We start from the raw sequence: 13297 nt of genomic DNA, 5'->3' as shown, positions 1-13297 counted from the left end.
GCGGGATGGCACGCTTGGGGCATGCGCGCACCCTTCACCCTTCTCGCGGCGGCCCTCCTCACGGGCGCCCTCGCCGTGCCCGCCACCGCCGCCGACGGGGACGGGGAGTTCACGATCAGGGATCCGCGCATCACCGAGTCCAGCGGCCTGGCCGCCTCGCGCCAGCACCCGGGGATCTACTGGACGCACAACGACAGTGACGACGGGGCCTACCTCTACGCCGTCGACAGCAGAACGGGCGAGACGGTCGCGACGATCACCATGACCGGCGTGGGCAGCCCGCGGGACGTCGAGGCCGTCTCCATCGGGCCGGACAACGAGATCTGGGTCGGCGACATCGGCGACAACCTCGGCGGCACCTGGCCGCACGTGTGGATCTACCGGCTGCCCGAGCCGAAGAACCTGCGCGACCAGAAGATCCGGGCCACCCAGTACGTCGTGAAGTACTCCGACGGCGCGCGGGACGCCGAGTCGCTCGTCGTGCACCCGAAGACCGGCCGCGTCTACATCGTCGACAAGAACGAGAAGGGCGGGCACCTGTACGAGGGCCCGGCCGGCCTCGCCCCGGGCGGCACCAACGTGTTCCGGCCCGTGGCGGCCGTCCCCGATCTGGAGGCCACCGACGCGACGCTCTCGCCCGACGGCGAACACCTCGTCGTCCGCAGCTACTTCGGGGCGATCGCCTACGACTGGAACGGCGGGAAGCTCAAGCGCAAGGAGCGGCTCGGCGTGCCGTTCCTGGGGCAGGGGGAGTCCGTCACCTACACCGCCGACGGGACGAAGCTCATGTTCGGCGCGGAGGGAGCGGACAGCCCGGTGGAGCCGCAGGACGCACCCGGGGGCTCCGACTCGGCCCCGGCCAAGGGCGGTTCGTCCTCCTCGGCGGAGGGCGCCGGGGGCGAGGGACTGAGCGGCGACCTGAAGACCGGGGCGATCGCCGCTGCCGCCGCCCTGGTCGTCGTGTTCGGCCTGCGCAGGCTGAGGCGCCGGGCCTAACTCCCGTTCTGCGCGCGGTCCTCTGCCGGCTCCGGGGACCGGCGGCGCCGCTCGACCAGCACCTCCAGGCCGTCCAGGATGCGCTGGAGACCGAACTCGAAGTGGTCGAAGTCCGGTCCGAAGGTGTCCTCGGACAGGGACGCCATGACCGGGTAGCGGCCGGACGCCATGGCCTTCTCCAGGACCGGCACCTGCGCCTGCCAGAACTCGGCGTCCGTCAGGCCCGTCCGGCGCTCCGCCTCCAGCTGGTACAGCTGCGTGCGCGCGGCCCCGACGACGTACCCGTCGATCATGATGATCGCGGAGACCAGCTCGGGGTCGCTGAGCCCCATGGGGCGGATCCGGGTGAGGACCTTTTCCATGCCGTCGAGGGCGCTGGGCCCGAGGATCGGGCGGGACTGGTTGACGTGGAGCAGCCAGGGGTGGCGGCGGTAGAGGGCGAGGGTCGCCCGGGCCAGTGCCTCCAGGGCCGCGCGCCAGCCGCCGTCGCCCAGGTCGGCCGGGTTCTCCGAGGGGCGCTGGACCCGGTCCAGCATGAGGTCGAGCAGCTCGCCCTTGCCGGGGACGTACCGGTACAGCGACATGGTGCCGGTGCCCAGCTCGGCCGCGACGCGGCGCATGGAGAGCCCTTCGAGGCCCTCGGCGTCCGCCACCTGGACGGCCGCTTCCACGATCCGGTCCAGGGACAGCGTCGGCTTGGGCCCGCGGCTCGGGCGCCGGCCGGTGTCCCACAGCAGCTCCAGGGTGCGGGCGATGTCGCCGCTGCCGCTGGTCTCCGTACCGCCACTGCCCTGTGCGCCGCTCGTCATGAGCCCAGCTTAGGGCCCCGCGAGAAAACTGGGTACAACGTACGCCTAATCGGGTACGCTGTACCCAGTTCAGTGCCGACGCGGCACGAGCAACGGGAGGACGACATGGACGGACATGCGGTGCGCGCCGAGGCGCTGGAGAAGCGGTACGGCGAGAAGCGCGCCCTCGACGGCTTCGACCTGGAGGTCCGCGAGGGCACGGTGCACGGCCTGCTCGGGCCGAACGGCGCGGGCAAGACCACCGCCGTGCGCATCCTGTCCACGCTGATCCGGCTGGACGGGGGCCGGGCGACGGTCGCCGGGCTCGACGTGGCCCGGCAGCCGCGCGAGGTGCGGGCCAGGATCGGGCTCACCGGCCAGTACGCGGCGGTCGACGAGGTGCTCACCGGCCGGCAGAACCTGGAGATGTTCGGCCGCCTGTTCCACCTGGGCGGCAAGCGCGCCAGGCTCCGGGCGGCCGAGCTGCTGGAGCAGTTCGACCTGACCGACGCCGCCGACCGGGGTGTCGGCAAGTACAGCGGCGGCATGCGGCGCCGCCTCGACCTCGCCGCGTCGATGATCCTGGCCCCGGCCGTGCTCTTCCTCGACGAGCCGACGACCGGCCTGGACCCGCGCAGCCGCGGGGAGGTCTGGGACTCGGTCCGGGCGCTGGTGGCGAGCGGCACGACGGTGCTGCTGACCACGCAGTACCTGGAGGAGGCCGACAAACTGGCCTCGCGCATCACCGTCATCGACCAGGGCCGGGCCATCGCGGACGACACCCCGGACGGGCTGAAGGGCCTGGTCGGCGGCGACCGGATCGAGGTCGTGGTCGCCGAGCGGTCCGAGATCCCGCGGGTGGTGAAGGTCGTCGCCCGGGTCACCGACGGCGAACCGGAGGCCGACGAGGTGGAGTTGCGGGTGCACGCCCCGGTCGCCGACCGGGTCGCGGCCCTCACGGAGGTGGCGCGGACCCTCCAGGACGAGGGCGTCCGCGTGGAGGACATCGGACTGCGCAGGCCGAGCCTCGACGACGTCTTCCTGCGCCTGACCGGACACCGGACCGAGAAGGAGGCCGCGGCATGAGCGCCGTCGACCTGAGCACCACCAGCGCGCGGGGCGGCACGTACTGGGCGCTCGCCGACTGCTGGAACATCGTCCGCCGCGGCCTGACCCACTACCAGCGCCAGCCGGTCAACATCGCCTGGCAGCTGGGCTTCCCGATCCTGTCCGTGCTGCTCTACGGCTATGTCTTCGGCAGCGCGATGACGGTGCCGGGCGGCGGGGACTACAAGGACTTCCTGATGCCGGGCATGTTCGTGATGACCATGGCGTTCGGCTTCATCAACACGGCCACCGTCGTGGTCTACGACTCCACCAAGGGCGTCATCGACCGCTTCCGCTCCATGCCGATGGCCTCCTCCGCCGTGGTGGCCGGACGCGGGGTCACCGACCTCATCGTGGCCTGCGCGGAGCTGGCCATCATGATGCTCACCGCCCTCGCCATGGGCTGGCGCCCGGACGGCGGTCTCGGCTTCCTCGCCGCGTTCGGCCTGCTGCTGTGGCTGCGGTTCGCGCTGATCTGGATCGGCGTGTGGCTCGGCCTGCTGGTGCCCAACCCGGAGGCGGCGGGCGGACTGTTCGCGGTCGCCTTCCCGCTGACGATGATCTCCAGCATCTTCGTCGCGCCGCAGCTGATGCCCGACTGGCTGGGCTGGATCGCGGCCTGGAACCCGATCTCGTCCACGGCGGCGGCCACCCGCGACCTGTTCGGCACGCCCGGCGGGGGCGGCGACTCCTGGGTGGAACAGCACGCGCTGCTGATGGCCGGGGTGTGGCCGGTGATCCTGACGGCGGTCTTCCTGCCCCTGGCGGTACGGCGGTTCCGCAAGCTCAGCCGGTAGGGGAGCGGCGGGGGCGCCCGGTCGTGGCCGGGCGCCCCCGCCGTAGGGTGGCCGGTCATGGGGGACTTCCAGAGCGGCATGGTCACCGTCCCGGCCGGGCGGGTGACGCTGTCGGACCGGCGGACCGGGCGCAGCTGGGACGTGGAGGTCGCGGCGTTCCGGCTGTCGGTGTTCCCCGTCACCCAGGAGGAGTACGCCGAGGTCACCGGTCACCGGCCGAGCGCGGCCCGGGGAGCGCGGCTGCCCGTGGAGGGCGTGTCCTGGTGGGACGCGGTCCGCTTCTGCAACGCCTCGTCCCTGCGCGACGGACTGACCCCCGCGTACCGCGTCCGCGAGGGCGGTGAGGCGGTCGACCGGGACGCCGGCGCCGACGGCTACCGCCTGCCGACCGAGGCCGAGTGGGAGCACGCCTGCCGCGCCGGCGGCACCGGCCCGCGCTACGGTCCCCTCGACGACATCGCCTGGTACCGGGGGAACGCGGGCGACAGGATCCACCCCGTGGGCGGCAAACAGCCCAACGCCTGGGGCCTGTACGACATGCTCGGCAACGTCTGGGACTGGTGCTGGGACCTCTACGACCCCGAGGTCTACGGCACCTACCGGGTACTGCGCGGCGGCGGCTGGTCCGACGAGCACTGGAGCTGCCGGGCCTCGGTCCGGCGCCGGAGCCATCCGACGTTCCGGATCGACGACGTGGGGTTCCGTCTGGCCCGGACGGTGTCGTAGGGGCCGGTGCGCTCGGACGGTGCCGTAAGGGCCGGTGCGGTGGGTACGCGGTGGGTGGTGCGGTGCGTGCCCGGGGGGTGGTGCGGTCCGCGTCGGTCGGTGCTGCGGCCTAGCCTTCCAGGCCCGTGCCCTCCAGTGCCGCCGTCTTGCCGCGGCCCCGGCCCACCTGCGTCCGCACCGCGCCCATGCTCGCCGCGATGACCAGCGCGATCGCCGCGGCCTCCGGTGCCGTGAGGGACTGGTCGAGGATCAGGAAGCCGGCCGTGGCCGCGAGGGCCGGTTCCAGGCTCATCAGGATCGCGAAGGTGGAGGCGGGCAGACGGCGCAGGGCGAGCAGTTCGAGCGTGTAGGGCAGGACCGAGGAGAGCAGGGCGACCGCCGCGCCCAGGCCCAGGGTGACCGGGTCGAGGAGCTTCGTGCCCGACTCGGCGATGCCCAGCGGCAGGAACAGCACCGCGCCCACCGCCATGGCCAGGGCCAGCCCGTCCGCCTGCGGGAAGCGGCGGCCCGTACGGGCGCTGAAGACGATGTACGCCGCCCACATGGCGCCGGCGCCCAGGGCGAAGGCCGCTCCCGTGGGGTCGAGTCCGCTGAAGCCTCCGCCGCCGAGGAGGAAGACACCGGCGAGGGCGAGGGCCGCCCAGACGACGTTGATCGCCCGCCGGGACGCCAGCACCGACAGGGCGAGCGGTCCCAGCACCTCCAGGGTGACCGCGGGGCCCAGCGGGATCCGGGCGACGGCCTGGTAGAAGAGGCCGTTCATCGCGGCCATGGTGATGCCGAAGACGACGACCGTGCCCCAGTCGGCGCGCGAGTGGCCGCGCAGCCGGGGACGGCAGACCAGCAGCAGCACGACCGCCGCGACGAGCAGCCGCAGCGCCACCACTCCGAGAGCGCCCGCCCGCGGCATCAGCGTCACCGCCAGGGCGCCGCCGAACTGCACCGAGATCCCGCCGGCCAGGACGAGACCCACGGGGCCGAGGGAGCCCAGCCTGCCCGGGCCGGAGGCGGGGCCGGACGCGGGCGACGCGGTGGTCGCGGGCTGAGGCGTGCTGACGCTGTCGCGGGTGGTCACAAGCGGTCCTGGGCTCGTCGGCGCGGATGCGGGCGGTCCGTACACCGGTCGGCACGTTGCGTACATCCCGATGTACTTCACAGTCCAGGGTAATGGACTCCGTCAGGTGCGTGAAGCCCTTTTGCCTCTGTCTCGCGCCGTGAGACGCCGGCCGGTGCCCGCTGCCGCCTCAGCGGCGGGACAGATAGAACTCGAACGCCCTGTACAGCAGCCGGTTGAGCGGGTAGTCCCACTCGCCGAGGTACTCGACGGCCTCGCCGCCGGTGCCCACCTTGAAGCGGAGCAGGCCCAGCAGCGGGCTGGACTCCTCCAGGGTGTCGGTGATGCCTCGCAGGTCGTAGACGGCGGCGCCGAGTTCGTGCGCGTCGCTCAGCATCCGCCACTGCACGGCGCTGCTCGGCTGGACCTCGCGCCGGCGGCCGGTGGAGGCGCCGTAGGAGTACCAGACGTGCTCGCCGACGGTGAGCATCGTCGCGGCGGCGAGCACCTCGCCGTCGTGGTGGGCGAGGTAGAGCCGCATCCGGTCCGGGTGCTCGGCGGTCAGCGCGCTCCACATGCCCTGGAAGTAGGAGAGGGGGCGCGGCAGGAAGCCGTCGCGCTCGGCGGTCTCGGTGTACAGCTCGTGGAAGGCCGGCAGGTCCTCCGCGTCGCCGCGCACGACCTTCACCCCGGCCTTCTCCGCCTTCTTGATGTTGCGCCGCCACTGCTGGTTGAGGCCGTCGTGGATCTCCTCCAGCGAGCGGCCCGCCAACGGCACCTGGAAGACGTACCGGGGCTGTCCCGCGGCGAAGCCGGAGTCGCCGCCGGCCTCGCTCAGCCGCCAGCCCGTCCGGCGCAGGCCGTCCGCGACCTGCCCGGCCCGCGGGTCGTACGACGTCGCCCGCACGTCGCGCAGCCGGCGGGCGGCCGGGTCCGCGATCGCCGCCTTCACCGTCTCGGCGCTCCAGCGGCGCACCACGACCGGCGGGCCCATCCGCACGGCGAAGGCGCCCCGCCGCCGCAGGTGGGCGACCATCGGCTCCAGGAGGTCTTCCAGGCCCGGCTCGTGCCAGTCGATCAGCGGGCCCTCGGGCAGATACGCCAGGTACCGCCGCAGCCCGGGCAGCCGGGGCCCCGGCAGCGGGCGCAGCAGCACCAGGCCCGCGCCGACGAGCTGCCCGGTCCGGTCGAACCAGCCGAGGCTCTCCGCCTCCCAGTCGGGCTTCACCGCGCCCCAGGACGGGACCTGGGTGTGGCTGGCGGAGGGGCGGGCCGCGACGAACGCCAGGTGCTCGTCGCGGGTGATCGGCTGGACGCGGACGCTCATGCGCGGGCTCCTTCGAGCAGCGGCCCTCGGCGGGCGGGGGCCCTCGGCGGGCGGTGAGTGGTGCCGCGAGCCTAGGAGCGGCCCCGCCGCTCCCCGGCCCCAGACACTCGGATCGCCCCGCCACGTGGCCCGAACGCCTCACGCGGGACGGCCGCCGGGGGACGAGCCGGCCAACGCCTCAAGCGGGCTCCCGGCCGTGTCGTCGGCGGGCGGCGAGGCGTGCGGCACCTCAAGCGGGCTCGCCGGGGGAGGCGAGTCGTCCGGGGGTCTCTGGTGGGGTCGTCGGGGGAGGCGAGTCGTCCGGGGGTCTCTCGGAGTCGTCGGGAGCAGCGCGGCGTCCGGGCGCCTGTCGTGGGTTCACCGGCGGAGGCGAGCCGTCCGGCGCCTCACGTGGTGTCGGCCGTGTCGTCGGCGGGCGGTGAGGCGTCCAGTGCCTCCTCCAGTACCTCCGCCAGGTGCCGTCCGCGCACCCCCGCCAGCTGCTCCAGCTGCGTGCGGCAGGAGAAGCCGTCCGCCAGGACCACCGTGCCGTCCGGGGCGTCCCGCACGGAGGGCAGCAGCTGGTCCTCCGCACACGCGACGGACACCTCGTAATGGCCCTTCTCGAAGCCGAAGTTGCCCGCCAGGCCGCAGCAGCCGCCGCTCAGCTCGCCGGAGAGCGAGGCGGCCGCGCGCAGCCGGCGGTCGGCCGCGTCGCCGAGCACCGCGTGCTGGTGGCAGTGGGTCTGACCGGCCACCGGGCGGTCCACGCGCGGCGGCGTCCAGCCGGGAGCGTGCCGCTCCAGGACCTCCGCGAACGTCAGCACCTTCGCGGCGAGACGGGCGGCCCGCGGGTCGTCGTGCAGCAGCTCGGGGGCGTCCGTGCGCAGGGCCGCCGCGCAGCTCGGCTCCAGCACCACGACCGGCGCGTCGGTCTCCAGCACCGGTTCCATCAGATCGAGCGTGCGGCGCAGGACCGCCCGGGCGCGGTCGAGCTGCCCGGTCGAGACGTACGTCAGCCCGCAGCAGACCCGGCCCCGCCCGCGCACCAGCGACAGGGGGTCGAGGGCGACCGCCCTGCCGTCGCCCACCGGCGGTTTCCGCAGGTGCACGGTGGGCGGCAGCGCCACCCGCAGCCCGGCCGCCTCCAGCACCCGCACGGCGGCCCGCCCCACGGACGGGGAGAGGTGCTCGGTGAACGTGTCGGGCCACAGGACGATCAGGTCCCCGGCCCCGTCCCGGCCCCTCGCCGCACCGCGCCGCCGCTCCCACCACCGGCTGAACGTCCGCCGCGCCACCCGCGGAAGCTCCCGTTCGGGTGCGATCCCGCCCAGCCGCTTCGCGAGCGCGGCGAGGGGGCGTGTCCCGGCGAGTGCGTTCACCAGCGGCGCCGTGCGCGTGACCGCCACCGCGCGCAGCCACACCGGCAGCCGTCCCATCGCGTGGTGCGCGGCGGGCCGGCGCCGCCCGGCGTAGTGGTGGTGCAGGAACTCCGCCTTGTAGGTGGCCATGTCGACCCCGACCGGGCAGTCCGACCGGCAGCCCTTGCAGGACAGGCACAGGTCCAGCGCGTCCCGGACCTCCGTGGAGCGCCAGCCGTCCGTGACCACCTCGCCGGCGAGCATCTCGTGCAGCAGCCGGGCCCGCCCGCGCGTGGAGTGCTCCTCGGCGCCGGTCGCCCGGAAGGACGGGCACATGACGGCGGGCCCGGACACCGACGCCGTACGGCACTTGGCGACCCCCACGCAGCGCCGTACCGCCGCCGTGAAGTCGCCGCCGTCCGCCGGGTAGCCGAAGGCGACGTCGACCGGTTCGCGGGGCAGGACGGCGAAGCGCAGGCCCGAGTCCAGGGGCGCGGGCCGGACGAGCATGCCGGGGTTGAGCAGGTCGTCCGGGTCCCACACGGCCTTCGCCCGCTCGAACAGGCCCACCAGCTCCGGGCCGTACATCCTCGGCAGCAGCTCCGCCCGCGCCTGCCCGTCCCCGTGCTCCCCGGACAGCGAACCCCCGTACGCCACCACGAGCTCCGCCAGCTCCTCCGAGAAACGGCGGAAGCGGGCGACGCCGGCCCGGGTGAGGAGGTCGAAGTCGACACGGACGTGGATGCAGCCGTCCCCGAAGTGCCCGTACGGCGTGCCGCGCAGCCCGTGCGCCGCCAGCAGCGACCGGAAGTCCCGCAGATACGCGCCGAGCCGGGCGGGCGGCACCGCGCAGTCCTCCCATCCCGGCCACGCCTCGGTCCCGTCGGGCATCCGCGTCGCCGTCCCGCTCGCGTCCTCCCGGATCCGCCACAGCGCGCGCTGCCCCGCCGCGTCCGTGACCACCCGGGCGTCCAGGACGTCGGCCGCCCGCACGATCGCCTCCGCACGCGCGCGTGCCTCCGCCTGCGACTCCCCGCCGGTCTCCACGAACAGCCAGGCCCCGCCCCGGGGGAGGTCCGCGGCCGACGGCACCAGGTCCGCCGCCATGCCCTCCACCGTCAGCGGCCCGAACGGCAGCAGCCCGGCGGCGGCCTCCGCGGCCGCGCTCTCGTCGGCGTAGGCCAGCACGGCCAGCGCACGCGCGCGTGGCGCCTCGACCAGGCGTACGACCGCCTCGGTGAGGACGCCGAGGGTGCCCTCGCTGCCGCAGAAGGAGCGGGCCACGTCGGCGCCCCGCTCGGGCAGCAGGGCGTCCAGCGCGTAACCGGAGATGCGGCGGGGCAGGTCGGGAAAGCCCGTGCGCAGCCGGGCCAGTTCGCCCTCGGCCAGCGCCCGCAGGCCGTCCGGGGCCCCGGCCCAGTCCCGCCCGAGCCGCAGCCGCTCCCCCCGTGCGGTGAGAACGGCGAGCTCCCGCACGCTGTCGGCGGTCGTCCCCCACGCCACCGAGTGCGAGCCGCAGGAGTTGTTGCCGATCATGCCGCCGAGCGTGCACCTGCTGTGCGTGGACGGGTCGGGGCCGAAGCGCAGCCCGTGCGGGGCGGCGGCCTCCTGGAGCCGGTCGAGCACCAGCCCCGGCTGCACGACGGCCGTACGGGCCTCGGGATCCAGACCGACCAGCCGGTTCATGTGGCGGGTGAAGTCCAGCACCACACCGGTGCCCGTCGCCTGCCCGGCGATCGACGTCCCCCCACCCCGCGCCACCACGGGCACCCCCCGCTCCCGGCACACCTCCAGCACACCCGCCACGTCCTCGGCGTCCCACGGCGCCACGACCCCCCACGGCACACGCCGGTAGTTGGAGGCGTCCATGGTGACCAGGGCCCGGTCCAGCGCGCCGAAGCCCACGTCACCGCGGACGGCCGCGCGCAACTCGCCCTCCAGGGCCGTCAGATCCCGGGCCGTCAGCTCCGTGCCGTGCGGAAGATCCGTCATGGCTCCAGCATGCACGCGGGCACGGACAGTGACGACCCCGCCTCCGGCCGCCCCGGTCCGCCACCGTCCACCTGCCGTCTCACCCGACGGACGACGTTTCGCCCACGTTTCTGTGAACGGCTACGCTCCCCTCCGTGGCTGAGATCCAGATTCCCTCTGACATCAAGCCCGCGGACGGACGTTTCGGCGCGGGTCCCTCCAAGGTGCGGACGGAGGCGCTGGACGCCCTCGCCGCCACCGGCACCTCTCTCTTGGGCACCTCCCACCGTCAGGCCCCCGTCAAGAACCTGGTCGGCCAGGTGCGCGAGGGCATCAGCGAGCTGTTCCAGCTCCCCGACGGCTACGAGGTGGTCCTCGGCAACGGCGGCTCCACCGCGTTCTGGGACATCGCGACGCACGGCCTGATCGAGAACAAGTCGCAGCACCTGAGCTTCGGCGAGTTCTCCTCCAAGTTCGCCAAGGCCGCCAAGCTCGCCCCGTGGCTGGCCGAGCCGGACGTCATCTCCGCCGACCCGGGCACCCACCCCGAGCCGGTCGCCGAGGCCGGTGTGGACGTCTACGCGTTCACCCACAACGAGACCTCCACCGGTGTCGCCATGCCGATCAAGCGCGTGGCCGGCGCCGACGAGGGCGCCCTGGTGCTGGTGGACGCCACGTCCGGCGCCGGCGGCCTGCCCGTCGACATCAGCGAGACGGACGTCTACTACTTCGCCCCGCAGAAGTCCTTCGCCTCCGACGGCGGCCTGTGGATCGGCGTGTTCTCCCCGGCCGCCATCGAGCGCGCCGAGCGGATCCACGCCTCCGGCCGCCACGTCCCGGAGTTCTTCTCGCTGCCCACGGCGATCGACAACTCCCGCAAGAACCAGACGTACAACACCCCGGCCCTCGCCACGCTCTTCCTGCTGAACCAGCAGCTGGAGTGGATCAACGGCCAGGGCGGCCTGGACTGGTCGGTGCGCCGCACGGCCACGTCCGCGCGGACGCTGTACGGCTGGGCCGAGGACGTGAAGTTCGCGAACCCGTTCGTCACCGACCCGGCCAAGCGCTCGCAGGTCATCGGCACGATCGACTTCACGGACGAGGTCGACGCCGCCGCCGTCGCGAAGGTGCTGCGCGCCAACGGCATCGTCGACACCGAGCCCTACCGCAAGCTCGGCCGCAACCAGCTGCGCGTCGCGATGTTCCCGGCGATCGACCCGGCGGACATCGAGGCGCTCACCAAGTGCGTCGACTACGTGATCGAGAAGCTCTGACCTTCCCGCGAACGTGACCGAGGGCGCCCCGCACACGCGGGGCGCCCTCCGTCGTGCTCAGGCCGCCGCACCCCGCCCGAACACCTCGAACAGCCGGGTCAGGCTGTCCTCCGCGTACCCCGCGGCCGCCCCGCGCCGGAACGCCTCCAGCACCGCGGCGGGCAGCGCCGGGTCCACGCCCGAGTCGCGGGTGGTGTGCACGACGTGGTCCATGCTCGCCACGGCCATCGAGATCCGCTCGACCTCACCCGTGTGCCGCCCGGCCTCGATCCGGGGCGTGTAGAAGTCGAGGAACTGGTCCATCCCGCCCAGGGTCCGCGCCGCGTACGGGGCGAACTGCGAGGGGCTGATGCCGTTCGCGTCCGCCAGGGCCAGGGTGTGCAGCCAGGCGGTCAGGGCGGTCCAGAAGAGGTCCATCTGGAGCTGGTAGTACAGCGCGGCCAGGCCCGGGTCCTCGCCCCGGTAGTCGGTGCCGGTGAGCACCTTCAGGTCGTCCTCGCAGGCCTCGAAGACCTCCCGGGGACCGCTGTAGAAGGTGTCGCCCTCCGGCGAGCCGATGCCGGAGGGCGGTGTCTGCACCCCGCCGGTGAGATGGCACGCCCCGTGCTTCGCGGCCCAGGCGGCTCCCTCGCGGACCCGCTCCGGGGTGTCCGAGCTCAGGTTGACCAGGACACGGCCGCGCAGCGCCGGGGCGGCGGGCTCCAGCAGGGCGTACATGGCGGCGTAGTCGGTGAGGCTCAGCACCACCGTCTCGTTGGCCGCCAGTGCCTCCTCGACGGTGGCGGCCCGCAGCGCGCCCCGGGCCACCAGTTCGTCGGCGCGGCTCGCGGTGCGGTTGAAGACGGTGACGCGGTAGCCGGCGTCCAGATAGGCGCCGGCCATGGCGCGGCCCATGGGGCCGAGGCCGATGACGGTCACGGAAGTGCTCACGGAGATCCCCCTCTGCTCACGGAAAACGACGACGGGAGCGCACGTCGGCCGGAACGACTAAAACGAACGCTCTATCCAGAGAGAAACGTAGCACAGTGGCTAGAGCGATCGGTCTAGCTCGGTAGAGTGGCGGCGTGAAGACCAAGGCCCCGCACGACCTCGAAACCGCCGGCACCCGCGAGCGGATCGTCCGTACGGCGTCCCGCCTGATGCAGCGGCAGGGCTACGAGGGCACGGGCATCAAGCAGATCTCCCGCGAGGCCGGGGCCACCCTGGGGTCCGTCTACCACTTCTTCCCCGGCGGCAAGCAGGAGCTCGGTGCGGCGGCCGTCCGGCTCGGCGACGAGGAGTTCACCGAGTTGCTGCGCGAGACGCTCGACGCGGAGCCGGACCCCGGGCGGGCCCTCCTCGCCCTCACCGCGTCCCTCGCCGAGGGGCTGCGCGACTCCGACTGGCTGGACGGCTGCCCGGTGACCTCCGCCGCCGTGGGTACGGCGGCCGGCGCTCCCGGCATCCAGCAGGCGGCGGCGGAGGCCTTCGCGCGCTGGCGGACGGTGGTCGCCGAGAAGCTCGTCACGGCCGGCTTCGCCGAGGCGGACGCCGAGGACCTGGCCCACACGGTGATCGCGACCCTGGAGGGCGCGGAACTGGCCGCGCAGGTCGCCCGCAGCGCGACCCCGCTGGAGGTGGCGGGCCGCCACCTGGCCCGACTGATCGCCTCGTACCGCGTCGACTGATCGGCTGGTACTGCGGCGACTGATCGCCTGGTACCGCGTCGACTGATCGCCTGGTGCTGCGGTGACTGATCGTTTCGTGCCGCGTCGACTGATCCCCTGGTACTGCGTCGGCTGATCCCGCGCCTTCGGGTCGCCCGGCTGCCGCCGCGCGCTCGGCGGTCCCGCCCGGCCGGGTGATCCCGCGCGTTCGGGTCGTCCTGCTGTCGCCAAGGGCTCGGCGGCCCCGCTCGGCCGCCTGAGCCGGCGCCGG

General features: G+C 73.9%; 11 protein-coding genes. 6 read left to right on the top strand and 5 right to left on the bottom strand.

Features of this window, described 5'->3' with window-relative positions; all coding sequences use genetic code 11:
• Positions 1–21: 21 nt before the first annotated feature.
• On the top strand, positions 22–996 hold the full coding sequence (locus tag ACIGAQ_RS31800; protein ID WP_399789093.1) for a WD40 repeat domain-containing protein: 975 nt from the start codon (positions 22–24) through the stop codon (positions 994–996).
• Here the strand turns inward: ACIGAQ_RS31800 and ACIGAQ_RS31795 are convergent.
• Positions 993–1805 (bottom strand): TetR/AcrR family transcriptional regulator, encoded by an 813-nt coding sequence (locus ACIGAQ_RS31795; RefSeq protein WP_399789090.1) that lies wholly within the window; start codon positions 1803–1805, stop codon positions 993–995. The two genes, ACIGAQ_RS31800 and ACIGAQ_RS31795, sit on opposite strands and share 4 nt — an antisense overlap.
• Positions 1806–1910: 105 nt before the next feature.
• Between ACIGAQ_RS31795 and ACIGAQ_RS31790 the strand changes: the two genes are divergently transcribed.
• From ACIGAQ_RS31790 to ACIGAQ_RS31780, 3 genes are read left to right on the top strand one after another with little or no spacing between them, the layout of a single operon-like run.
• On the top strand, positions 1911–2870 hold the full coding sequence (locus ACIGAQ_RS31790) for an ATP-binding cassette domain-containing protein (protein ID WP_311681426.1): 960 nt from the start codon (positions 1911–1913) through the stop codon (positions 2868–2870).
• On the top strand, positions 2867–3688 hold the full coding sequence (locus ACIGAQ_RS31785) for an ABC transporter permease (RefSeq protein ID WP_311681427.1): 822 nt from the start codon (positions 2867–2869) through the stop codon (positions 3686–3688). Before ACIGAQ_RS31790 ends, ACIGAQ_RS31785 begins: the two co-directional genes overlap by 4 nt.
• Positions 3689–3745: 57 nt before the next feature.
• Positions 3746–4414, top strand: coding sequence for a formylglycine-generating enzyme family protein (locus ACIGAQ_RS31780; RefSeq protein WP_399789085.1), 669 nt, complete (start codon positions 3746–3748; stop codon positions 4412–4414).
• Between the two features lie 109 nt (positions 4415–4523).
• On the opposite strand, the gene ACIGAQ_RS31775 is transcribed toward ACIGAQ_RS31780, so the two are convergent.
• The 3 genes from ACIGAQ_RS31775 to ACIGAQ_RS31765 all read right to left on the bottom strand — a co-directional run bounded on the left by ACIGAQ_RS31775 (position 4524) and on the right by ACIGAQ_RS31765 (position 10085).
• Complete coding sequence (locus ACIGAQ_RS31775; protein WP_399789082.1) at positions 4524–5555, bottom strand: EamA family transporter; 1032 nt, start codon at positions 5553–5555, stop codon at positions 4524–4526.
• A 103-nt stretch (positions 5556–5658) separates the two neighbouring features.
• Complete coding sequence (locus ACIGAQ_RS31770) at positions 5659–6795, bottom strand: lipid II:glycine glycyltransferase FemX (RefSeq protein WP_399789079.1); 1137 nt, start codon at positions 6793–6795, stop codon at positions 5659–5661.
• Positions 6796–7181: 386 nt separating this feature from the next.
• Positions 7182–10085, bottom strand: a complete 2904-nt coding sequence (locus ACIGAQ_RS31765) for an FAD-binding and (Fe-S)-binding domain-containing protein (protein ID WP_399789424.1) — start codon at positions 10083–10085, stop codon at positions 7182–7184.
• Between the two features lie 176 nt (positions 10086–10261).
• Between ACIGAQ_RS31765 and serC the strand changes: the two genes are divergently transcribed.
• Complete coding sequence (serC, locus tag ACIGAQ_RS31760) at positions 10262–11380, top strand: phosphoserine transaminase (RefSeq protein ID WP_311681431.1); 1119 nt, start codon at positions 10262–10264, stop codon at positions 11378–11380.
• 57 nt (positions 11381–11437) lie between these two features.
• Here serC and ACIGAQ_RS31755 read toward each other — a convergent pair whose 3' ends face one another.
• Entirely contained in the window at positions 11438–12316 is an 879-nt protein-coding gene (locus ACIGAQ_RS31755) for an NAD(P)-dependent oxidoreductase (protein WP_399789421.1), read from the bottom strand.
• A 203-nt stretch (positions 12317–12519) separates the two neighbouring features.
• Between ACIGAQ_RS31755 and ACIGAQ_RS31750 the strand changes: the two genes are divergently transcribed.
• Complete coding sequence (locus tag ACIGAQ_RS31750) at positions 12520–13047, top strand: TetR/AcrR family transcriptional regulator (RefSeq protein WP_399789418.1); 528 nt, start codon at positions 12520–12522, stop codon at positions 13045–13047.
• Positions 13048–13297: the final 250 nt, after the last annotated feature.

The sequence above is a fragment of the Streptomyces sp. NPDC085932 genome (assembly GCF_044540525.1).
In the GTDB taxonomy this organism is placed as follows: Bacteria; Actinomycetota; Actinomycetes; order Streptomycetales; family Streptomycetaceae; genus Streptomyces; species Streptomyces levis.
Note: the sequence above shows the minus strand (reverse complement) of the source record. Positions and strands in the feature narration are given on the sequence as shown.